The following is a 23702-nucleotide window of genomic DNA, read 5'->3' on the forward strand; positions in this document are numbered from 1 at the left end:
TTAGGACTCCTTGTAATGCGTAGCGCTGACATTGCGCAGACGTTCAGCGGCTTGTTCTGCGGTAAGGTCTCGTTGAGCTTCGGCCATCATTTCGTAGCCCACCATAAATTTTTTCACCGTCGCGCTGCGTAACAGCGGCGGCAGAAAACTCGCATGTAATGTCCATTCCGGGTGATCGTCATCATCATATGGCGCGCCATGCCAGCCCATGGAATAAGGAAATGAACACTGAAATAAATTATCGTAACGGGTAGTAATTTGTTTAAGGATGTCGGCAAGACTTAACGTCTGTATGGTCGTTAAATCCGTCATCCGCTGTACCGGAAATTTTGGTAACACTAAAGTTTCAAACGGCCAGGCCGCCCAATAAGGTACAACAACGAGCCAATCATCATTGGCAACGACAACTCGCTCTTTCGCTTCAATCTCCCGTGCAACATAATCCAGCAACAGGTTACCTTGCTTAGCCTGCCAATACTCCAGTTGCGCGTTTTGCTTTTTACTCACTAATGTTGGTAGTTGCGTCTGTGCCCAGATCTGACCATGGGGATGCGGATTCGAGCAGCCCATCATCGCGCCCTTGTTCTCAAACACCTGTACCGACTGAAACCTCTGACCAAGCTCCTGACATTGTTGCTGCCAGGTTTTAACCACCTGCTGAAGCTTAGTTACCGACAACTCAGGCAGCGTTTTGCTGTGATCTTCACTAAAACAGATCACCCGGCTCATGCCTTGTTCCGTGTGCATTTTAAACAAAGGATCGTCGGTTGCTGTAACCGGCGTTGCTTCTTTTAGCGCCGCAAAGTCATTATCAAATACATAAGTGCCCTGATACTGCGCATTCACTTCGCCATTAATACGGGTATTGCCAGCACACAAATAGCAGGATTCATCGTATGCTGGACGATTATCTTCAGCAGCAGGCTCAACCTGTCCTTGCCATGGGCGTTTTGCCCGGTGTGGAGAAACTAACACCCACTCGCCGATTAACGGATTAAAACGTCGGTGCGGATGTTCGGTAGGATCAAAAGTATCGGTCATAATTTCTTCCAAATGTGATCATTTTCTGCGAGTGTAAACGTTTTCATAAAAAGCTACAATAACAATCATAACAATAATCACGATCATGACAAAACAACATTTATCTAGCCATTAAGCTTGATAATAGCTATGATTCGTTATCATTGAAAAATATTTAAACGTTTACATATAACTCAAAACCATGGCGACAATTAAGGATGTAGCGAAACAAGCAGGGGTTTCCATAGCCACCGTATCCCGGGTAATAAACCTCGGTGAAAAAGTGAATGAGCAAACCCGAGCGAAGGTGACCGCGGCGATGCAGGAATTGGGATATCGTCCTAATGCGAACGCCCGCGCTTTGGTTACCCAGAAAACCGCAACCATCGGTGTTGTCATTCCCGAATTAACGGACCCATTCTTTGCTTCATTAGCCAGTGGCGTTGATGAGATAGCTAAAGAAAAGCAGTTGCAGTTACTGCTCAGTACAGGTACCGGGAGCGAGGAATCTGAGTTACAAGCGCTAAATGTTCTAATCGACAGAAACTGTGATGCGATTGTCATCCACAGCAAGCATATCGCCAGTGATAAACTGATAGCTTTGGCGAAACAGCACCCAGGTTTAGTACTGATTGACCGCTGTGTTGATGCAATACAGGAACGCTGCGTCTGGCTCGATAACCTTGAGGGCGGAAAAATCGCTGCCAGGCATTTGCTGGCCCTTGGCCATAAGCAGTTTGCCTGCATTTCCAGTGAGTATGATATCGAAGATCCACGCCTGCGCCTGCAGGGCTTTCAACAATGTCTTATCGAAAACAATATTGAGAGTGACAAGACGCCGGTTACGTTTGCGCCGCCGAATCAACAGGGTGGTGAAATTGCCGCACAGAAACTGCTTACCGATGGTCATCAATTTACCGCTTTATTTGTGTATAACGATGCCATGGCGTCTGGTGCTATCAGCACTTTAGAAGACAATGGTTTTCGGGTACCTGAAGATATTTCGGTGATTGGTTTTGATGATGTCATTCTCGCCAGTTATACCCGGCCAAAGCTAACCACTATGCATTACCCGGTAAATGCGATGGCAAAACAAGCGGCGCATCTGGCATTAAAGCTCACCGAAACAAAAGCCGTATCATCGAAGCAAAAACAGGGATCTGGAAAACACTTACCCCGGCTAGTCAGCCGCGCTTCCTGTGTGCGCAGGTAATACCAATCACATTAAATTATTACTCACTCAGTGAGAATTTAAAGGCTTTTACACAAGGCTTTGATTGCAGAGAATGGTTATTCCGCTCTCAAAAACAGCCAAAATCAGTAACGCAGGATAAACGCCTTTAAAACTCACCCGTAGGGAGTTTATCAGATGTCCATTTACGGCCCTATATTTCATTAATATAGAATGACTATATCGATGAAATCTATGTTGTAAATGAACCTCCGCCCTAACTCTGAGTTGTGCGCAAACTTGATGTGATTGGTATAAGGTTTAACCTTTAGCAGGAATAGCGATACGCTGCTATGTTTAGGGTATTGATTGATGGTTGATTTCGGTTATGCTCGATTACTTTCTGATTTTCCTGGCGATATTGGCATTATTAAGCATCGTTTTTGAGGAAGTTACTCACATCAATAAAGCCAAGACGACGTTATTTTTCGGATGTGTCGCCTGGATGTTGTTATTCATTAACGCCGGTTCAAATACCGAACGTATCAACCACGACCTAGAAGAAAACCTATTGGAAATCGCCATACTCTGGTTGTTTCTCATGTCGACCATGACCTTTGTTGCTTATCTCAATGCTCAGGGCGTGATTCAGGCGGCGATTCAAAAAATATTTCCCGCGCGTATCAGTCAACGCAAATTGATGCTAGCAATCGCTGGCTTTGCCCTGATTCTCTCTTCCTTTTGCGACAATGTGACCGCCACTTTAGTATCACTGGCGCTACTGCAATCATTCGACTTACCGAGAGCGGTGAGAATAAAAATGGCAGTATTGGTCGTATTTGCAGTTAACTCAGGTGGCGTGGCATTAATCACTGGTGATGTCACCACCTTGATGATTTTTCTCGAAAAACATGTAGAGATATCACAATTATTAATGCTATTCGTACCCGCAATTATCAGCGTGTTGTTGCTGGCTTTAGTATTTAGCATAGGCGTTGAAGGCGACGTTATTACCGAACAGGGCGAGCATAAATTCACTGCTGTTGAGCTAGTCATATCCGCAATCTTCATCAGCACAATATTGCTGACAATGGCGCTAAACATTCTTTATGGTGTGCCACCGGTCCTCACGTTTCTGACCGGGTTGGCAACCATGTTTCTGGCCGGTCGGTTTATGCAAAAAGATCGTCGTCGCCCACCAATGCTCGACTATATTCGCCGTATCGAATACGACACCCTGCTGTTCTTTTTAGGCATATTATTGCTGGTTGGGATGCTCAAGGAGATTGGTATTTTAACCTTGCTCGCTGACGTCTATGCTCAGTTCAGCCCAGATGTTTCCAGCTACGTTGCGGGCATAGGTTCTGCCTTGGTGGATAATGTCCCGCTAACCGCAGCCCTGCTCAAAGCACAACCGGAACTTAGCACCGCCCAATGGCTGTCATTAACCTATGCGGTTGGCGTTGGGGGTTCGTTATTAGTCATTGGTTCTGCTGCAGGCATCATCGCGATGAGCAAGTTACCTGAACTAACATTTATGTCCTACTTAAAATATGCGCCAACACTGTTTCTCGCCTACACGGCCGGTTATGTAATTACCATGTGGCTAGCCAATGCGTTTTATGGCGCTGCCGCGTAAAATTTGTCGCAAGGAATAGGATTTTTGCAGACATAATCTATAGTTATACCAATCACATTAAATTATTGCTCACTCAGTGAGTATTTAAAGGGTTTCAGGCAAGGCTTTGATTGCAGAGAATGGTTACTCCACATTCAAAATCAGCCAAAGAGAGTGTACCAGAGGCTCATTTACGGCCCTAACTCTGAGTTGCGCACAAACTTGATGTGATTGCTATTAAACTACTCACTAGTTGTTTCGATGTGGTTTCCCACATTGCCAGTTTTTGGTGTTAAAGGACCTAACACGACTTTCCTTAAGTGTTTATTCAATGCAGTACAGCTTTGTAGACGTTTCTTTTCCCGTGTCTTTTTAAGGTTTCAGGGTCTGAAGGTCGCAAAATTTTAATACATATATTGCGAGAAACACGTGACTAATAAATTAGATTCTTTGCAGGTGCTTCGTGCCCTGGCTGCGTTTGCGGTAGTATTCAGCCATATACCGATGATCAATCGCGGTGAATTTGGCGTCGATATTTTCTTTGTTGTGAGCGGATTTATTATTTGCTTTATCACCGAGCGCGATAGCGATAATTTCATCCTAAAACGTATTTTCAGAGTTCTCCCCCTGTACTATGTCGGGACCATAGGTGTTTTTATGATTGGCACATATGTCCCTGCGCTGGTTTCATCGGAACCAGGATCTGGCATGGAACTCGTCAAGTCACTGTTATTTATTCCCTACCAAAATGCCAGCGGTGAAATCGCACCGGTATTAAAACTGGGCTGGACCTTAAATTATGAAATGTTCTTCTATGTGGTTTTTGCGTTAAGCCTGAGGTTATCAAAAATTCACGCCAGCTCTATCTGTGCGTGCCTGCTCGTTACCCTAATCTGCATGGGGCAGTTATTGAATGTCGATAACCTGTTTTACCAGTTTTATACCGATACCATATTGTTAGAGTTTATCTACGGTATGGCAATCTATGCGTTATGGAAAAACACCCATCACTGGCAGGTATCAAAAACGCTAAGCTATGTGTCTTTAGGGCTGACCCTTGCCGTTGTGTTATCGATGTTTTTCATTGACCGAAGTGGTGCCCGATTTATCTACTTTGGTCTGCCTTCGGTCGCGGTAGTAAGCTTAATGCTTTGGGGCGTTAAGAGCATTCGCTTCCCGCTGTGGCTAATTCTTCTCGGTGATGCCAGCTACTCCTTGTACCTGTTCCACCCGTATCTGGTTCATGGTGTCGACCGATTGCTATTTAGTATGGATACCCTAACGCCAGGCAGCGCGTTAGTGGCAACTTTAGTCGTTATTGCCTGCGGCTTATTATCGATCGTCTCCTTCTATGTCCTGGAAAAACGCAGCAACCTATGGCTACGAAATCGTTTTATACCACGTCGTCGCCCAACCCGTCCCGTGGTACCTCAATCGGCTACGACACCGACGATAAAACCATTAATACCAGGAAAAAATATTCCTACGCCATATAACCCGTCTTTACGAAAATAATGCAGCCTTTCTCAGAAAAAGGATTATGTTTTGAATAAGACGGGCTGCGCAGCCAGGTGCCTTTAGGATACTGACCAAACTCATCCTCAAAGACCCCATCAACAACAAAGATTTCTTCACCGCCGGGATGCACATGTGGTTGAAAGTGCGTTCCGGGTTGCCAACGCACTAAAGCCGTGTGCTCCGTGCCGAATGAATGCAGTGGCATGACCGACAGACCATCAACTAAACCAGGTAACCAAGACTGACGGCCTGTTTCAATGCGGACCTGAGCTGTGTCGCCAGATTGAAACTGGTTTAATTTCACGAATAACTCGCAGCCAAGCGGGCTTTTCGGAGCATGGGAACTGCCAGGAGGATTGCGAAAATATGTCCCTTTCGGGTACTGACCATGTTCGTCTTCAAAAACGCCATCGAGAACAAAAATTTCCTCGCCATAAGGGTGAGGGTGAGCTGCGAATGCGGTATCTTTATCGTATTTCACCACGCTTGTGGTTATACCACTTTCTGCGCCTTCGCGCTCCAGTTTCTTGCGATATACGCCCTTAGCCGGCGACGGCTCCCACTCTATTTCCGTGGTATTGATGGCAAGACGAATACTGCGATCTAAATTCAACAAAAAACGTTCCTCTTAATTCTTAAATTTACACATTGTCCAGATTGAAACAAGCCAATACGGATGCAAGGGCGGATTCGTTCATGCAACAACTCAGCTCATATATTCTTGGCGAATCGCCCCGCAGCCTCATCTTACAACGATCTGGAATCATTTCGTAACACTATTGCCAGAGGATGACCGACAAATCAATTTACAAATTATAATGGATGGGATAAAACAGTTGATTAATCAAATCCCCTTACCATCATACGTTGTACTAATTAGGCAATAAAAATTAGACAATAAAAAATCTGGTCCCTAACGGGTAGCCGGGATAAGGGATAAAACACAAAGATATGTGTCCGAATTTTACGCGAAATAGAACAGGAAGAGATATGAAAAAGCATCTTTTAACGCCCATTGCTCTGGCAATCGCTCTGGCCGGTTGCCAATCTGAGAATAAAGAACAGACCAATACGCAAGCCGCTGCCCAGCAGCAAGTTGCAGAAAATACAGATAGTCAGGAACTGAGCAACCCGTTCTATTCGGAATATGACACACAGTTTGGCATCGCCCCGTTTGAAAAAATCAAAACCGAACACTACATGCCAGCTCTGGAAAAAGGCATCGAAGAACAAAAATCTGAGATCCTGGCCATTGCCAATAGCAGTGAAGCTCCAACGTTTGAAAATACCATTGAGGCGATGGAAAAAAGTGGTGAGCTGTTAACCAAAGTTACGAACGTGTTTTATGGTTTAATTGGCTCGATGTCAACGCCTGAAATGCAGGCGATTTCTAAAGAGGTATCACCAAAGTTATCAAAACTGTCCGATGATGTTTACCTCAATGAAGATTTGTTCAAGCGTGTAAAAACGGTTTATGAGCAAAAAGATGCCTTGGACTTAAACACCGAACAAAACACCCTGCTAGAGAAAACCTACAAAGGATTTGTTCGTGGTGGTGCTAACTTAAACGCTGACGATAAAGCTACATTACGAGATTTGAATGAGCAACTTTCCAAGTTGAGTATTCAGTTTGGTGAAAACCTATTAAATGAAACCAATGACTTTGAACTGGTTATCGACGATAAAGCTGACCTTGCCGGCCTGCCGGAAGGCATAGTCGCCGCAGCCGCAAAAACGGCAGCGGACAGAGGACACGAAGGTAAGTGGGTATTTACCACCCATCGTCCAAGCTTCTACCCGTTTTTAACCTACTCGACCAATCGCGAATTGCGTGAACAGTTATTTTACGCTTATACCCACCGTGGCGATAACGACAATGCCAATGATAACAAGAAAATCGCCGCGAAAATGGCATCTCTTCGTTATCAACGAGCTCAGGTTCTAGGTTATGACACTCACGCGCACTATGTGCTTGAAAATGCGATGGCCAAAACTCCGGAAAATGTGTACGGATTGCTCGATAAAGTGTGGCCGGCATCACTTGCTCGCGCCAAGCAGGAAGTTGCTGACATGCAAACTTTTGCAGAATCTGAAGGTGCCGATTTCAAACTGGAAGCCTGGGACTGGTGGTATTATTCCGAGAAAGTGCGTAAGCAAAAATACGATCTGGATGAAGAAGCCACCAAGCCGTATTTCTCTTTAGAAAACACCATGCAGGGCGTTTTCTACACCGCAGAGAAGCTGTGGGGGGTAACGTTTAAAGAACGCAATGATCTACCCAAATATCACCCGGATGTAACCACCTACGAAATGTTCGACAAAGACGGTTCGTCTGTTGGTGTTTACATGACCGACTTTTATGTGCGCGCTTCAAAGCGTGGTGGCGCTTGGATGAGTTCGTTCCGTAAACAGTACAAAATGTATGGCGAAGACGTAAAACCGATTATCTATAACGTGCTGAACTACCCTGCACCGATTGGTGATGAACCCGTATTACTTACCTTCGATCAGGCATCTACCCTATTCCATGAATTTGGTCATGCCATCCAGGGCTTATTATCAGATGGCTACTATCGTTCACTAACCGGGACGGCTTTGCCTCGCGATTACGTAGAATATCCCTCACAGGTAATGGAAAACTGGATGACAGAGCCACAAGTGTTAGCGCAATTTGCCAAGCACTATGAAACTGGTGAAGTGATCCCGATGGAAATGGTTGAGAAAATTCAGGCATCCGGCAAATTCAACCAAGGCTTTGCGACCACAGAATATATGGCCGCCGCCCTTCTTGATCTGAAATGGCACACCCTAGAAACCGCTGATGAGCAAGATGCGGATAAATTTGAAACAGCGGCGATGACTGATATTGGTTTAATCGACGAAATCGTGCCTCGTTATCGTACCACCTATTTCTCACACATCTTCGCAGGTGGTTACTCTTCAGGTTACTACGGTTATATCTGGTCAAATATCTTTGATGCAGATACCTGGAAAGTCTTTGAGGAGAAGGGTATTTTTGATCAAGACACGGCAACCTCTTATCGTAAAAATGTGCTTGAATCCGGTGGTACCGAAGATCCGATGATCATGTACAAGCGTTTTCGTGGTCAGGAACCAGACCCGATTCATTTGTTAGAGCGTCGTGGCTTAATCTCGCCAAAATAACCCTAGATTTACCTTTGACAAAGCCGGCATCATGCCGGCTTTTTTCTTGCTCAAAAGCCTGTTATCCCCTAGGCTTTAGCCCACATAACCATTTAAATTTAGTATCTGGTTTCAATGAGTAGTAAGAAGTCAGAACAAACATGTAGACGTCCTGTTTTAGTGATAAGTTCACAGGCTCAATTTTGTGACATTAAATTACTATTACCTGAATGGTTTTGCCTGCATTGTGATAAAACCGAATTAACCCGAGTCGTTAGGTCTATCCAAAAATTTGACATTAACGTCATTATTCTCACTTTCGACTCAATTCCCCAACGACTTCTGGATTCACTGGCTAAAATCGCACAGCAACATCCGGCATTAAAATGGATAGCAATATTAAGTGCCGAACAATTACAAAATACGCGAACGTCACCGATACTCCCTAAATTTTTTTATGATTACCATCACTTTCCAATAGACCCTGACAGGCTGAACCATACTATAGGTCACGCCAGCGGTCTTGCTAATATGCAAGTTTCAAGACCAATGGCGCAAACCATCAGCTCACCACTAGATGCGATCATTGGTCATTCTGGCGTGATTAAAACGTTTAAACAGCAGATTGAATTGGTTGCTAAAGTAGACTCTTGTGTACTAATTACGGGTGAAACAGGTACCGGCAAAGACCTGGCAGCACTGACGATTCATAAGCTATCTAGCCGGGCCTGTAAGCCTTTTATTAACATCAATTGCGCAGCCTTTCCGGAACATTTAATTCAATCGGAATTATTTGGTCATGAAAAAGGCGCTTTTACTGGCGCGGTGAATCAGCACATCGGCAAAATTGAACAGGCTGAAGGGGGCACCTTATTTTTGAACGAGATTGGAGACTTACCAATATCACTTCAAGCTGTATTACTTAAGTTTTTGGATGATCAATGTATCGAGCGAATCGGGGGCACAAAATGCTTCAGAATAGATTGCCGAATTATCGCGGCTACACATGTTGATTTAACAACGAAGATAGAACAAAACCTGTTTCGCGATGATTTATATTATCGCCTCAACACGCTCCCCCTTTACGCGCCGCCTCTAAGGAAAAGAAAAAACGACATTGTTTTACTTGGGCAAAAATTTTGTGACGATATTGCCAGAGAAAATGGTACACCGGTTAAAACACTGTCATTAAATCAAGATGCGATAAATTACTCATGGCCGGGCAATATTCGTGAACTTAAAAGCTACGTTATTCGAACCGCGCTTCTAAATGATACTGACACTTTGAAAAGCTTTTTTCATGAAAATCTATCTACTAATAAGAAACACAAGCAAACCGAGTCGATTAAACCGGTACATGATTGCAAGCGTACCGGAAATTCAATAAAAACGCGTTCTGGTATTGATAAAAAAACGTTAATAGATGCGATAAAAGTTAACCATTACAATATCTCTGCAACGGCCAGAAGCTTGAACATTTCCAGAACAACCTGTTACCGTTTAATGAAAAAATGCAATATTAAAATATCGTAAAATCAATATCCTGCAACAGTGTTACAACCTGTCACCTAATTCGCAAACCCGAAAATGTAATGGAATACAGATTGTTATCGACAAAACTGTAACTCTGTTTATCGTTCAGACGCTTCCAGCAGCGACGCAAAAAAAATAGCACGTACAATCATGAAGTTAACTTTGGTACAGACTTTGCTTACTGAATCACCGGTATGTACACAGCCCTGATAAAGTGGTCTGGGGCTGGATTTTAACTCAATTTACCATACCTAAGCAAAGGTAGTCTCATGAAATTTCCTCAGTATCCAACGTTTTGGTTCATGTCCCGTATACCATTAATCTGGGCGATAACTTTGGCAGGGATTTTAACCCTGAATGATGCACGCGCTGATTTTTTCCCTCAATTAAATGAGCAGGCCTGTTTGGCCGATTATTCTGGAAAGAATCTCACCTGTACCGCTAATGATATTCAAGTTAGTCAGGTCACCAATATTCGAGATACTCAGGGAAATACGAATGTCGAGTGTTCTCTGGGCGAATTTGTCACCATCATTGCAGACGTTACTGTCGTTACGACTGCCAATGAACGTTACGGTTATGGGATCTGGTTGCCGGAGGGTGCGTATAGCGCCAAAGACCGAAATACCGACAACAGTTGTTCCGTGTTAATTGGTGATACTAATGGTCCCGGGGTTGCGATAGATGATGATGTTTGTGCGGATATTAGTAAGGCATCTGGCTTTAGTGCTACCCATGAATACCTGGGCGCCGAGTTAACCCTATTCTGTCGAGATGATGACAATAGCGAAAAGCTTGATTTCAATTATTGCGCGTCATGGAATCAAAAGGAGCAGGATGCAGGTACCTGTGATGCTACCACCCCAACCCCTGCAGGCTCACCATCGAAGTGTCGCTGTGACTCCTTTGATATTGACGTATTCATCAAGCCGCCTTCGCCAACGCTAAGCAAAACGCTTGTCGGTGTGAATGAATATGATGAACCCGGCGGTGAATTTACGTTCGATATCAGCTTTGAAAATACCAGTGATACCAGTTCAATTTTTATTGAACGTCTTGAAGACGTTATCGATCTTGAACAAGATGGCACCTTCGAAACTACACTGGACCTATGGGGTACACCAACGGTAGTAGACGGTTCGACTTCAGATGGCGTGTATTTAACAGCGTCCGACTGTCCTTCTGGGACTCCCTTTGAAGTGGCTCCTAATGCCAAATACGAATGTCAGATCAAAGTTCACGTGGTGGGGAAAACTGTAGATCCTAGCCCGGAAATTTATGATGATGTCATTAAGGCGGTGTTAAAGGATAAAAATGATTCTGCCGTTGGAGATGGTTCAGAGTGTCCTAGTGGATTAGCCGCCACTGACGGTGATAACTGTAGTCAAATCAAAACCGTACAAATTAACAATGTGGATCCGCGTATCAGCGTTGATAAAACCGTGGTTCCCGATGCGATCACAGAATCAACGTCAGGGACAAACGTGGATTATACGGTCACAATAACCAATGAACAGTATACCGACGATTCAAACACTGTCGAACTTTTTGAAAGTGTCGATATTACCGAAATATTAGACGCTGTAGCTCCAGTCAACACGACGACATATCCGGCAGGAACAGATATCGCTGGCGATTCTGATTGCCAGGTAGGCACTACGCTCGCACCTGGGGCATCATGTGACTTTACCTATACAATGCAATTATCGGGCAATAACACGGATTATATTAGTAATCAGGTCACGGTAAAAGCTAAGGACGACGAACAAAACGAAGTCATGGCCAGCGATACCGCAACGGTGACTTTCACTAACTCACCAGGCATGATTAAGGTTGTGAAAACGGCGGATGATACATCGATCCCCGAATCAGGGCAAGATGTCATCTTTACCTTTGATATTACCAATACTTCTGCGGTAGACACTTTAACGCTCACCGAACTAACTGATACAGTCTTTGGAACGATTTTTGACAGTGCCGAATACAACGATTCCAATGAAGATTTAACCGTTTCACCACCTGACACCTGCAACTTATATGGTATCGTTCTAACTCCAGGCCAATCGGTTTCGTGTACCATTGTTGAAACTTTGCAGGGTGAACCGGGGGCGCCACATACCAACCTAGCAACTGTGAAAGCCAATACTGATGATACAATACCATGTGATCAGGGTGAGCAAGGTCCATGCTATCAGGAAGTGATGGATGACGATGGTGAAACGGTCAACTTTGAAAATGAACCCGCGGATGCCACTCTGGATGTTGAAATTGCCACCACATTATTTGTTACTATAACCAATAATTCAGATTATGAAGCTGTTAACCTGACTAAGTTACAGTTCCTGGGACAAGACATCACCACCAATAACACTGCCAATTATCGTCTATTAAATGACGGTGGCACTTTTAATTCCTTGAGCTTTAACACGTGCGATCAACCGAGCATTGCTTCACCAGTTCCAATTGCAGCCGGTGGTACCTATACCTGTGCGTTTACCGTCGAGCTTATTGATAATGGCACTGTAGACAACGTGCTTCGCAGTAACGCGACGGGCGGCTTGGAAATTGACGTTGTTGATCCCGAAGGAGGTCCTGCAGATACGGAGAGTATCAAAGCGACGGTGCAACTCGTGCCACTGCCATAATTGGCTATTGGTCTTCCTGCCTTTGACAAAAAACAGCGGTGTAGCCGCTGTTTTTTTTGCAAACAATGCAAAAACTTCTAAGGTGTATAGAAAATAGTGTTAGCGACAACTCGGGGATGTTTCAGGAACAATGTGAGCATATTAAAACTGTATCATTAATCCTAAATAAACGTTTATCATAAATTTTGAAAGACCGGCAGCACCGTAAAGTCATTTGCTTTAATGATACTGCCGAGGAGTAGTACATGAAGATAGTGAAGTACCATTCATTTGGTTTTATTTTCTCGTTCATGGCTCTGTTAGTTGCTTGTGATAATAACCGTGCACCTGATAGCGCGGATAAAGTGGACCAATTGTTACGCGAGCAACAAAGATTAGCCGAGCAGCTAAGGCAATTGCAAAATCAAGTGGCAGATATTCATGAGATTGCGATGAAATCGCAACAGCCGAAGACAATTGAGCTCGCGACACAAAAAAATTATACCGATAACGGCAAACTTCCGGTAAAAGGAAGTAAGGATGCAAAAATAGCGATCATTGAATTTTCAGATTTTCAATGTCCATACTGCAAGCGGTTTGAAGATGAAACATTTGCGTTGATTGATAAAAACCATATTGAAAAAGGTCAGGTCCAGTATGTAGTCAGGGACTACCCATTAAGTTTTCACCCGTTAGCGGAGGGCGCTGCCGTTGCCGCCGGATGCGCTCATCAACAAGGATCTTACTGGCCATTTAGGAAAAACTTATTTAACAACACCGCTAAACTAAGTGAGGCATTTTATATCGAACTCAGTAAGACATTGAAGCTAAATACCGATCAATTCCAGCATTGCCTTAACGACCAAGTGCAGCTCAAACGTATTAAAGCTGACATGATGCTCGCCAAGTCATTAGGGATCAGCGGCACCCCTAGTTTCGTGATAGGCATCGTGGAAAATGGCGAGTTAGTCCGCCCTATATTAATCACTGGTGCACAACCCTATCGTTCATTTTCATTGATATTCGATGAAATTTTACAACAACCATGATCATGCCAGCGTAAATCGAGGTATGATAAGGCAACAATTAAAACAATATAATCACATAGTTACCCCATGAATATTCAAAATTCTTTGCATTTATCTTTTCGACTTATGTCTGAAAAAGACCAACAGCTACTGTTTGAGCTTGATCAAAACCCTGAGGTAATGAAGTATGTCAATGATGGCAAGCCCACTACCTGGCAACAGATTAAAGAGCGTTTTATTCCGCGCTTAAATGCCTATCGTAATCCAGACAAAGGTTGGGGCTTATGGCAGGTAAACATCACCGCAACCAATGAATACATTGGTTGGATTCTGGTGCGCCCTGAGAATTTTTTTACCGAGCATCGCAATGATAAAAATTTGGAAATCGGTTGGCGATTCAAACAACAACATTGGGGTAAAGGTTATGCTACTGAAGCCGCTCAGGCCGTCCTTGAAGCATTATCAGGGCAACCTGATATTGAGGCGTTTTCGGCAATAGCCGTTCCCGAAAATAAAGGCTCAATTCGGGTAATGGAAAAGCTGGGAATGACCTATATCAAAACCTATATCCACGAAGACTCTGGTATTCGTGAAGAAGCGGTTTATTATCAACGTGAAGTATCATCCCCGTTTAACAACAAATAAGATAAAAAACATGCGTTCTTTTCATACCGAAGTAGTGGTTTGTATCGCAACCATACTCTGCCTTTCTGGCTGTCAATCGAATTCCCAGCAACGCGTTTATCATAATGAGAAGCTGCAATGCGAAGATAATTGGCGAGTTACCGGTTATTACACGCCAATCGAAAAGGATTATGGCGTATCTCCATATAAACAGGTAACGCTCAAGACCGGCGAATCTCACAAATTTAAAGTGAATTTCGTCAATGCGGTTAGGATTGAGGGTTGGGGAAAAACCCGGTTTGGCTGGTATTTAGGCTATTTTTCTGGAAACTGGCATAAAAGCCCGGCGCCGTTAAACTCGATGGGCAAAACATTAAACGTCGGTGAAGTCGCGGTAGATACCTCCCGGATCCCCAAACTAAGTACAGTATTTATTCCCAATGTTCAGCCCTATTTACAACGCACCACATTTATTGCCACCGATGTTGGCAGTGCCATAAAACAAAAACACGTTGATGTGTACACTGGCGAAGGGGAAAAGGCAAAGCTAACAACCTATGCGATCACTGGTAACCATCAAGTGTGCTTTGGTGAAAACGAAAAAACGGTTAGCTTATAACAACGGGATAAAGAGATAACACCAGCAAAGCTGCCATGGTCCAATTAAACCGCTGTAGTCTTTGCTGATTGGTTAAAACCCGCTGTAACTCCTGACCAAGCAATGTCCAGGAGCTTACACAAGGTAAGTTAATCGCGCCAAAAATGACAGCCACCAATAATACGGAATGAAATTGCTGGGAAGGCGCGTAAACACTAATCGCGGTTAATGCCATCGTCCATGCTTTAGGGTTTACCCATTGAAACGCAGCAGCTTGTAAAAACGTGATTGGTGTGGGTTGCTGAGTGCCATCATTCTGATTTTCTGACGTTTTTACGGGGTCCGATGAATGGGCAATTTTATACGCCAGATACAACAAATAAACAACACTTATCACCTTCAGTATCTGATAACTGACGGGGAACAAATCAAACAGTTGCATTAAACCAATGCCGACCAGAATCACCATCACCACAAAGCCAATGCCAACGCCTAACATGTGCGGCAACGTCCGCCGAAAACCAAAGGTTGCACCGGAAGACATGAGCATCAGATTATTTGGTCCCGGTGTGATCGAAGACACAAAACAAAAAAGCGCAAGCGCGGCATACATCTCAGCCGTCATTTAAAAAATCCTGTTATACCAATCACATTAAATTATTACTCACTCAGTGAGAATTTAAAGACTTTTAGACAAGGCTTTGATTGCAGAGAATGGTTATTCCGCTCTCAAAAACAGCCAAAATCAGTAACGTAGTCCAAACGCCTTTAAAACTCACCCGTAGGGAGTTTACCTTAAGGCCCATTTACGACCCTATATTTCATTAATATAGAATGACTATATCAATGAAACCTATGTTGTAACTGAACCTCTGCCCTAACTCTGAGTTGTGCACAAACTTAATGTGATTGGTATTATTGGGTTAAGGGACGAAAATACTAAAGACCATTTTAAACATGATTGTCACTGAGTGGCATTTTGTGTGTCGCGCATTCAAGTTTCCGATTTTGTTTGATGATAAAAGTTCGCAGATACCAAAGTTTCCTTAGCAAGCGAAATTTTTATACACATTTAAGAGTCGGCATTCGAGGTTTCTTTAAATTTAGCAACTTCCATTTTCAACGATAACAGTAAAGAGCGCTTTTGATCGAACCGTCGATTCAACAGGCATAATTCCAATTGTCGACTGATATTGGCCAATTCTGAAAAGCCAAACATCTGTGCGGCACCGCTTAGCTTATGGCAAAGCTCACTCACCTGCTGCCAATCCTGAGCTTCATCAGCACGGCAAATACGGTTTAAATCACGTTTAGCACTAACGATAAAACTCGTCGCTAAAATTTCAACTTGATCGTCTTGATTCTCGGTGTCTAATGTTGCGCTAGGTGCAACCTGCTCCGCTTCAAACGGCAGATGTTGCTTTAAAGACTCGACGATATTCTGACGATTCAGCGGTTTTTCAATGTAACCGGAAAATCCAACGTTAAGATAATGCTCAATTTCATGGGCCATCGCATTTGCCGTAAATGCGTAAACCGGTTTATCGAAGCCCGATTTTACAAGACGGGTTAACGCACTAAAACCATCCAGATTCGGCATTTGAATATCCATGAGCACCAGGTCGACCTCATGCTCTTTTAGCCATTGCAGTGCCTGCTGGCCATCGGCAACCGTATCTACGGTTAAACCGAGGCGTTGCAGATATAGACGGATCAGTGCCCGGTTTTCAGGATGATCTTCCGCTACCAAAATACGGCCGCTAAATTGATAGGCGGTATGGGCATGGGTACTGGCACTCAAGGCTTTCGCCTTGCCATTGGTTGTTGCTTCGACAACAGGAATGGCAACGGAGAAGACACTTCCTTGTCCCGGTGTACTGCTCACGTCAATAGTAGCGTCCATTAATTTACATAAATTAGATACCAGATACAGTCCAAGGCCACTGCCGCCAAATCGACGGGAAATACTGTTATCACCCTGCACAAAACAGCCAAAGACTTGTTCTACCTGTGCTGCATCCATGCCGATTCCGGTATCGGATACCCGAACCAATAATTGTTGGTCAAACTGAGATACATCAACAATAACACTGCCCTGCTTGGTAAACTTGACGGCATTGGAACATAGATTAATTAATATTTGATTAAAGCGCATCGCATCGATATTGATGCACATCCCTTTGGGTATATTCAGATTAACCTGAAATAAGACCCCTTTACGCTTTGCTTGCTCTGCGAACATCGCGTTAAGTTCAGAAAACAAGGCGCTAAGCTCAATTAATTTCGGTGTTAAGGTGATTTGATTGGCTTCTATTTTACTTAAATCGAGAATATCGTTAACAATGTCTAATAAGTACAGGCTGTTTGAATACAAATGCTGGTAGTGTTCGACTTTCTCGTCGGCTTGTACTTCGTTATTTAATAACGCTTCGGCATTACCAATGACAACAGATAGCGGCGTGCGAATTTCATGGGTAACATTGGCTAAGAATTGATTTTTTATCCGATTGGCATCTTCCAGTTTGCTGGTTGTATCCAGTAACTCCTGAGTGCGGGAATCTACCATACGTTCCAATTCTAATTTTGCTTGTCTAGAGCGTTTTTTCTGCATCAACAAAAATAAAATAATGGTGATAAAGATCAAAATAAAGACAATAAAGTTACGAGCCTGATTGGCCTTATCAAATTCTAACTGAGATACTTTTTCCTGGGCTTCGAGGTGGTTGATGCGTTGCTTTAATTGTTGAGTTTCAAATTCTGCTAACCGATTATTAAGCTCTATATTAGAACGTTCGTTCATTTCCCGGGTAAATGTCTTTTGCAGTTTCTGAGCCTTGACATATTGACCGGTCGCAGCGTGTAGCAACGAGGTCAATAGCGAAATTTCATCCTGCAAGCCCTGATCGTTAACTTTTATCGCCAACGCTTTTGCCCGTTCCAGGTTTTCTATGGCATCGTCATGTTCGGCAGAAACATAATTTACCAGAGCTAACTCAAAATAACTGCCGGCTAAGGCACTAAAGTGCTCATATTTCGTCCCATATTCTATGCCAAGCTCAGCATAAAACCTTGCTTTATCAAATCGCTCAAACTCATTGTACATCGCGGCTAAGTTAATCCCCTGCGTAGCCAGGTGATAGCCTTCCTGTTGCTGTTGATAATAATTAAAGGCAAGTAACTGATATTTTTCTGCCAGCTCAAAATTACCCGCATATTTATAGGCGATTCCCAAATCGCTATGCACTAACGCCAGGCTTTTATAATCCTGATCTTTTTCACGGTACCTTCTCACTTCATGAAATGAATCAATGGCCACATCGTAGCGATATAGGTTGACGTACAAGCCTGCAATATTAAAACGCACGTCAATTTGATCGCTCTCGCTACCATACAACGAATATAAGGGTTCGGCTTGTTGATAGGCATTTAATGCCACTTCATAGCGGCCCATCGCGGCATTGGCCAATGCAATATTGTTTAATAAATGTGCCTGTTGAATTGCATCACCCTGAGCCACGTAATAGACCATCGATTTTTTGTAATGGTTTAACGCAATATCGTTGTCACCTCGAAAGTAGCGAACAACCCCGAGCATTTTCTCAATTTGAGCAACTTGTAGCTGATCATTCAGAGCCTGGGCGATAACTTTCGCTTGCCCATAGATTACGATGGCTTGCTGTAACTGCTCATTTTGAAAGGCATACATTGCATGGCTACGCATCACTTTCAGACGCTCTTTTTCGCTCAGATCTTGCTGATCTAACAGCGACTGATATTTATCCATGGCGAGCTGAACATTTTTTTCTTTTTCGATTTTCGTTAATTGCTGCGCTAGAGGCGCTTCCTGTGAAAATTGAGAAGGAGCTGCATGTTCGCTAGCAAAAGCGATTGCGGGCAACATGCCACAAACCAAAACAGCCCACCAAAACACCACCAAAAACCGTGTTTTTGATAACGTATTTAGCTTAATAATCAAAGAGTTTGAGTGACTTACATAAAACTGCATATGGGCAATTTAGTTCCGTGTTTGAATAATGACTTCCTCTGCTTGTTTTTTATACCACTTTTGCGATTCTTTTAAAACCGAAAAGTCCCATAGATAAGGCCAAATTTGCGTAAAAAATGCGATGAAAAATAAAGCCTTGATTCGATAAAATTGTTAATCATGCAATTCTTGAGATAAAATATCTGGCTATACATCCCGTCTTTAAAAATGAAGGTTTTATCCATGGCATTGCCCGATAAATTTATTTACTCCATGCACCGCGTTTCAAAAGTGGTGCCTCCCAAAAGAACCATACTCAAAGATATTTCTCTGTCTTTTTTCCCTGGCGCAAAAATTGGTGTTTTAGGTTTAAATGGTGCTGGTAAATCAACCCTGTTACGTATTATGGCGGGCGTTGATACCGAATTTGAAGGTGAAGCTAAAGCTTTAGCCGGTACCAAAATTGGTTATTTACCGCAGGAACCGGAACTGGATGAAGAAGCAAGCGTACGTGAAATCGTCGAACAAGCGGTCAGTGAAGTTAAAAATGCGTTAGCGCGATTAGATCAGGTATACATGGAGTATGCCGAAGAAGGCGCTGACTTCGATGCTCTGGCCAAAGAACAAGGTGAGCTGGAAGCCATTATTGATTCTCAGGATGGTCACAACATTGATAATGTGTTGGAGCGTGCAGCTGATGCCCTGCGCCTGCCGGAGTGGGACCAGAAAGTAAAAGTGTTATCCGGTGGTGAACGTCGTCGTGTGGCCTTGTGTCGTTTGTTATTAGAAAAACCAGACATGTTATTGCTCGATGAACCGACTAACCACTTAGATGCAGAGTCTGTCGCCTGGTTAGAGCGTTTTCTACACGACTACAATGGTACCGTTGTGGCGATTACCCACGATCGTTATTTCCTGGATAATGTTGCCGGTTGGATACTTGAACTTGACCGTGGCCATGGAATTCCATGGGAAGGCAACTACTCGTCTTGGCTTGAGCAAAAAGATGCGCGTCTTGAGCAGGAAAAACGAAGCGAGAATGCTCTACAAAAAACCATCAAGCAAGAGCTTGAATGGGTACGTTCAAATCCAAAGGCCCGTCAGGCAAAAAGCAAAGCCCGTATGGCGCGCTTTGAAGAGTTGTCGAGTCATGAGAATCAAAAACGTAACGAAACCAATGAGCTATATATTCCACCAGGTCCGCGTCTGGGTGATAAAGTGCTTGACGTTGAGCACCTGACAAAATCGTTCAATGATCGCGTACTCATTGATGATTTAAGTTTTTCCATTCCCAAAGGTGCCATTGTTGGGATCATCGGACCAAATGGTGCCGGTAAATCTACCCTATTCAAAATGCTAAGCGGCACCGAAACACCGGATTCCGGTAGTGTCACTGTTGGCGAAACGGTAAAACTGGCCAGTGTCGATCAATTTCGTGACGATATGAACGACTCTAACACCGTGTTTCAGGAAATTTCTGAAGGTAACGACATTATCTCTATCGGCGGTTATGAAACTCCGAGTCGTGCTTACGTAAGTCGTTTTAACTTTAAAGGTAATGACCAACAGAAATTTATTGGTGATTTATCCGGTGGTGAGCGTAACCGTGTGCATCTTGCCAAACTCGTGAAAACCGGCGGTAACCTGTTACTGCTCGATGAACCAACCAATGACCTTGATGTTGAGACCCTGCGTGCTCTTGAAGAGGCGCTGTTGGAATTCCCGGGTTGTGCCATGGTAATTTCCCATGACCGTTGGTTCTTAGACCGAATTGCAACGCACATTATCGATTATCGTGACGAGGGTCAGGTTAATTTCTTTGAAGGTAACTTTACCGAATACGAAGAATGGCTGAAGAAAACCCTTGGGCCACAGGCAGTTGAACCACACCGTATCAAATACAAGCGTATTACGGCATAGGAATTACCGCACACAACAGCCGACAAACGGGGCATCATTTGCCCCGTTTTCATATCTGTCCTTTTTCTAATACCAATCACACTAAGTTTGTGCACAACCCAGAGTTAGGGCAGTAAATGGGCCTTAAGATAAACTCCCTACGGGTGAGTTTTAAAGGCGTTTATCCTGCGTTACTGATTTTGGCTGACGTTGAAAATGGAGCGACCATTCTCTGCAATCAAAGCCTTGCCTAAAAACCTTTAAATTCTCACCTATCCGATCTCATCCTCTTCAATTCTCTTTTTCAAATTCTTGTCTATAGTTAATTCATTACGTAATAACAATGGTTAGTAGTCCGGATGACTACAACGCAAAGAAATGGAAACCTGCATGGTCAAGTATCTGACATCGACCTTTATTTTTTTAACATTAGTGTCCTGCTCCAGCGGTCCCCGACAAACGGCACCCGTTGCATACGACTCTGGTATCGCTCTGGAGAACATGTTAATTGAAGAAAGTCCAGGAAAGGATTTCCATCGATATGTAAATGGCCATTGGCAAGACTATGGCATCGTGCCGGAAAATCAGCATCAATATGACGTTTATGATGAGCTCGACCAGCGTGCTCACCAGGCCATTTTACAAATTATCGAACGTGCTGCCAGAACCCGTTATGGGAACGGCACCGACGAACAGAAAGTTGGCGATTTGTACCAATCTTTTCTTGATTTCGAGCGCCGCGACAATTTTGGGATTGCACCGCTAAAACCAATAATCGAACGGATCAATGCGATTGAAAACCGAGCCGATTTTGCCAAATATCTGGCCTATGCCACCAAGTACAATTACAACCCGCCTTTTAATTTACGATTCGAAGTTGATTTACAAGATACCTCAAAATACATGGTGACGACCTGGCAAGCGGGGTTAGGGTTACCAGATAAAAAATACTATTTGAGTACCGAACAAAAGTATCGCGATTTACGCCGTGCTTATCGCGAGCATATTACCCGTATGTTTGAACTTGCCGGGATCAACGACGCTGAACTGGCAGCGAGAAAAGTCGTAGTACTGGAAACCGAGCTTGCAGGGCATCACGAAGATAAGGCAGACAATCGCAACATTGACTCGCTATATAACAAGTTTCTTTACCACAACCTGCCGCAAATCATGCCCTATTTCGATTGGAAAGAATACATGTCGGGTACCGGTATTTTCAATGCAGAAGGCCTGGTAGTGCCGCAGATAAATTATTTACGTGGTCTTAATGAAATGTTAGTCACGACAGAGTTAGCCGACTGGAAACTCTATTTTACCTGGCACGCGCTTCACGCTAATGCCACTCACCTGACTCGCAATATCGAACGCCAGCACTTTGCATTTTATGGTAAGCAACTCAGGCAACAAAAAGGCATGAAGCCTGCAAAGTGGCGGGCTGTTGATGCAGTCAATAACGTACTCGGTGATATTGTAGGCAAGACCTATATTGATGAACAAATGACTCGCCAAAAGCAGCAACGGGTCAGCCAAATGTCAACCAATCAAATTCGTGCCCTGACCATTCAACTTGAAGATATTGAGTGGCTTTATGAAAGTACTCAGGAAACCGCTTTAGAAAAACTTGAAGGATTAAAAGTGCAGGTAGGTGGGCCAACGAGTTGGCGAGATTATGCCAACCTCGACATTAAATTTGGCGACTATTTTGGTAACCGCCAGCGAGCTGCTTTATTTGACTATCAGTCTCGAAGAATGCGACTAACGCAGACCGTAAGTCCTAATCAATGGCCCATACTTCCCCAATCTACGCGCATGACTTACCTACCCGAAGCTAACAAAATATTTATTCCGGCGGGAAGCATTCAGCCACCATTATTTGACAGTAATGCCGAAGACGCCATTAATTATGGTGCCTTTGGTACTGTCCTTGCCGATACCATAATTGCCAGTATCGATCGTGAAGGAAGAAACTTTAACCGCTCGGGAGTCTTTGCTCCCTGGTGGTATGGCAGAGATAAACGCGAATATCGTATTCTTACCGCCAGACTAGGCGATCAATACGACATGCTTGCCATCCATGAAGAAGATGACGCTGCAATCCATGCCTGGGTACTTCAGGAAAGACAGCGTCAGCAACTGTTGGCCGAACAACGGGCCATCGCCGCGAGCGATGCTGAATTAATAGAACAAAACCGTCCAGAAGAACAGGTTTCACCTGAAAATGAATTAGCCCCTCAGGAAATAGATGATGATTCCGACGGCAATATCGAAATCATGCCCGCCGTAGCGCCAGAAACGTTACCTGCAAATGATGAACTACCAGCCAGCCAATCGACAGAAGACATCAGTACCAATGTTGCTGCAATCCAACCGGACGGAGGTGACAGTAATGCTGATAGTAAACAGCAAACAACTAAGGTTGGTGATCACAACCCGGAGAATGTTCTGGATTCGGCAGCTGTAGAGCAACAGAGCATAGCAATGCCCTCGTTACCCATGGTCGATGGTCGTAAAACGGTGTACAAAGCCATTCGAGATGTTAACGCTCTGTCGATTTCGCTTAACGCCTATAAATTATCTTCGGGCAGTACAGCGACATCAACTGCAGATGGTTTTACCGGTATGCAACGCTTCTTTATTGGTTATAGTCAACGCTGGCGGGTCTTGTATAGCGAAGAACGACTTCTGGAATTACAACAACAAAATAATTACCTGCCGGTTCGGCATCGTGTAAATGGCGCTGTCCGTAATATTGATGAGTTTTATCAGGCGTTTGAGGTAGACGAAACCGACAGAGTGTATTTACCCGAAGCGCTGCGGGTAAAAGTCTGGTAAGCGCGAACGGATCGCATTTGATCTAGCTTCATTATACCAATCCCATTAAATTATTGCTCACTCAGTGAGAATTTAAAGGCTTTTAGACAAGGCTTTGATTGCAGAGAA

15 protein-coding genes and 1 pseudogene are annotated in these 23702 nt (G+C 43.8%); 12 read left to right on the top strand and 4 right to left on the bottom strand.

The genetic code is table 11. The features are described 5' to 3' along the window. The gene (locus ACHUFQ_RS08875) at window positions 1-1041 is read right to left on the bottom strand and encodes a UDP-glucose--hexose-1-phosphate uridylyltransferase (RefSeq protein ID WP_394174842.1); all 1041 of its coding nucleotides are present in this window, start codon (window positions 1039-1041) and stop codon (window positions 1-3) included. Window positions 1042-1222: 181 nt separating this feature from the next. On the opposite strand from ACHUFQ_RS08875, the gene ACHUFQ_RS08880 reads away from it, so the two are divergent. From ACHUFQ_RS08880 to ACHUFQ_RS08890, 3 genes are all read left to right on the top strand, one after another. Continuing rightward, a complete protein-coding gene (locus ACHUFQ_RS08880) occupies window positions 1223-2233 on the top strand; it encodes a LacI family DNA-binding transcriptional regulator (RefSeq protein ID WP_394174844.1) in 1011 nt (336 codons plus the stop codon). A gap of 346 nt (window positions 2234-2579) precedes the next feature. Next, window positions 2580-3830, top strand: coding sequence for a sodium:proton antiporter NhaD (nhaD, locus tag ACHUFQ_RS08885; RefSeq protein WP_394174846.1), 1251 nt, complete (start codon window positions 2580-2582; stop codon window positions 3828-3830). Between the two features lie 408 nt (window positions 3831-4238). Further along, on the top strand, window positions 4239-5324 hold the full coding sequence (locus ACHUFQ_RS08890) for an acyltransferase family protein (RefSeq protein WP_394174847.1): 1086 nt from the start codon (window positions 4239-4241) through the stop codon (window positions 5322-5324). On the opposite strand, the gene ACHUFQ_RS08895 is transcribed toward ACHUFQ_RS08890, so the two are convergent. Further along, window positions 5293-5943, bottom strand: a complete 651-nt coding sequence (locus tag ACHUFQ_RS08895) for a cupin domain-containing protein (RefSeq protein ID WP_394174848.1) — start codon at window positions 5941-5943, stop codon at window positions 5293-5295. The genes ACHUFQ_RS08890 and ACHUFQ_RS08895 overlap by 32 nt on opposite strands. 374 nt (window positions 5944-6317) lie before the next feature. Between ACHUFQ_RS08895 and ACHUFQ_RS08900 the strand changes: the two genes are divergently transcribed. The 7 genes and pseudogenes from ACHUFQ_RS08900 (at window position 6318) to ACHUFQ_RS08930 (ending at window position 14899) form a co-directional block, all read left to right on the top strand. Next, window positions 6318-8492, top strand: coding sequence for a M3 family metallopeptidase (locus ACHUFQ_RS08900; RefSeq protein WP_394174849.1), 2175 nt, complete (start codon window positions 6318-6320; stop codon window positions 8490-8492). A 114-nt stretch (window positions 8493-8606) separates the two neighbouring features. Further along, window positions 8607-8969 (top strand): annotated as a pseudogene (locus tag ACHUFQ_RS08905) (VpsR-related response regulator); the annotation flags it as partial. Between the two features lie 51 nt (window positions 8970-9020). Next, a complete protein-coding gene (locus tag ACHUFQ_RS08910; RefSeq protein WP_394174864.1) occupies window positions 9021-10004 on the top strand; it encodes a sigma-54 interaction domain-containing protein in 984 nt (327 codons plus the stop codon). Window positions 10005-10273: 269 nt separating this feature from the next. After that, a complete protein-coding gene (locus tag ACHUFQ_RS08915) occupies window positions 10274-12649 on the top strand; it encodes a COG1361 family protein (RefSeq protein ID WP_394174851.1) in 2376 nt (791 codons plus the stop codon). A gap of 245 nt (window positions 12650-12894) precedes the next feature. Further along, the gene (locus tag ACHUFQ_RS08920) at window positions 12895-13677 is read left to right on the top strand and encodes a DsbA family protein (RefSeq protein WP_394174853.1); all 783 of its coding nucleotides are present in this window, start codon (window positions 12895-12897) and stop codon (window positions 13675-13677) included. 66 nt (window positions 13678-13743) lie between these two features. Next, the gene (locus tag ACHUFQ_RS08925) at window positions 13744-14301 is read left to right on the top strand and encodes a GNAT family N-acetyltransferase (RefSeq protein WP_394174855.1); all 558 of its coding nucleotides are present in this window, start codon (window positions 13744-13746) and stop codon (window positions 14299-14301) included. Window positions 14302-14311: 10 nt separating this feature from the next. Next, window positions 14312-14899 carry a 3D domain-containing protein gene (locus ACHUFQ_RS08930; protein ID WP_394174856.1) on the top strand — a complete coding sequence of 196 codons (588 nt, stop codon included), beginning with the start codon at window positions 14312-14314 and terminating at the stop codon, window positions 14897-14899. On the opposite strand, the gene ACHUFQ_RS08935 is transcribed toward ACHUFQ_RS08930, so the two are convergent. Both ACHUFQ_RS08935 and ACHUFQ_RS08940 read right to left on the bottom strand, forming a co-directional pair. After that, window positions 14889-15503: a LysE family translocator gene (locus tag ACHUFQ_RS08935; RefSeq protein WP_394174857.1), complete on the bottom strand. Its 615-nt coding sequence runs from the start codon at window positions 15501-15503 to the stop codon at window positions 14889-14891. The two genes, ACHUFQ_RS08930 and ACHUFQ_RS08935, sit on opposite strands and share 11 nt — an antisense overlap. Before the next feature lie 447 nt (window positions 15504-15950). Further along, a complete protein-coding gene (locus tag ACHUFQ_RS08940; RefSeq protein WP_394174858.1) occupies window positions 15951-18884 on the bottom strand; it encodes a response regulator in 2934 nt (977 codons plus the stop codon). Window positions 18885-19106: 222 nt separating this feature from the next. On the opposite strand from ACHUFQ_RS08940, the gene ettA reads away from it, so the two are divergent. Beyond that, window positions 19107-20783 (top strand): energy-dependent translational throttle protein EttA, encoded by a 1677-nt coding sequence (gene ettA, locus ACHUFQ_RS08945; protein ID WP_394174860.1) that lies wholly within the window; start codon window positions 19107-19109, stop codon window positions 20781-20783. Window positions 20784-21152: 369 nt separating this feature from the next. Next, the gene (locus tag ACHUFQ_RS08950) at window positions 21153-23594 is read left to right on the top strand and encodes a M13-type metalloendopeptidase (RefSeq protein ID WP_394174862.1); all 2442 of its coding nucleotides are present in this window, start codon (window positions 21153-21155) and stop codon (window positions 23592-23594) included. Window positions 23595-23702 lie beyond the last annotated feature (108 nt).

The organism is Thalassotalea litorea (genome assembly GCF_043642205.1).
Taxonomy (GTDB): Bacteria; Pseudomonadota; Gammaproteobacteria; order Enterobacterales; family Alteromonadaceae; genus Thalassotalea_A; species Thalassotalea_A litorea.

Coding starts and splice junctions, on each gene's coding strand:
- ACHUFQ_RS08900 (WP_394174849.1), top strand. CDS start 6,318: ATGAAAAAGCATCTTTTAACGCCCATTGCTCTGGCAATCGCTCTGGCC.
- ACHUFQ_RS08915 (WP_394174851.1), top strand. CDS start 10,274: ATGAAATTTCCTCAGTATCCAACGTTTTGGTTCATGTCCCGTATACCA.
- ACHUFQ_RS08920 (WP_394174853.1), top strand. CDS start 12,895: ATGAAGATAGTGAAGTACCATTCATTTGGTTTTATTTTCTCGTTCATG.
- ACHUFQ_RS08910 (WP_394174864.1), top strand. CDS start 9,021: ATGGCGCAAACCATCAGCTCACCACTAGATGCGATCATTGGTCATTCT.
- ACHUFQ_RS08875 (WP_394174842.1), bottom strand. CDS start 1,041: ATGACCGATACTTTTGATCCTACCGAACATCCGCACCGACGTTTTAAT.
- ettA (WP_394174860.1), top strand. CDS start 19,107: ATGGCATTGCCCGATAAATTTATTTACTCCATGCACCGCGTTTCAAAA.
- ACHUFQ_RS08930 (WP_394174856.1), top strand. CDS start 14,312: ATGCGTTCTTTTCATACCGAAGTAGTGGTTTGTATCGCAACCATACTC.
- ACHUFQ_RS08935 (WP_394174857.1), bottom strand. CDS start 15,503: ATGACGGCTGAGATGTATGCCGCGCTTGCGCTTTTTTGTTTTGTGTCT.
- nhaD (WP_394174846.1), top strand. CDS start 2,580: ATGCTCGATTACTTTCTGATTTTCCTGGCGATATTGGCATTATTAAGC.
- ACHUFQ_RS08950 (WP_394174862.1), top strand. CDS start 21,153: ATGGTCAAGTATCTGACATCGACCTTTATTTTTTTAACATTAGTGTCC.
- ACHUFQ_RS08940 (WP_394174858.1), bottom strand. CDS start 18,884: ATGCAGTTTTATGTAAGTCACTCAAACTCTTTGATTATTAAGCTAAAT.
- ACHUFQ_RS08925 (WP_394174855.1), top strand. CDS start 13,744: ATGAATATTCAAAATTCTTTGCATTTATCTTTTCGACTTATGTCTGAA.
- ACHUFQ_RS08880 (WP_394174844.1), top strand. CDS start 1,223: ATGGCGACAATTAAGGATGTAGCGAAACAAGCAGGGGTTTCCATAGCC.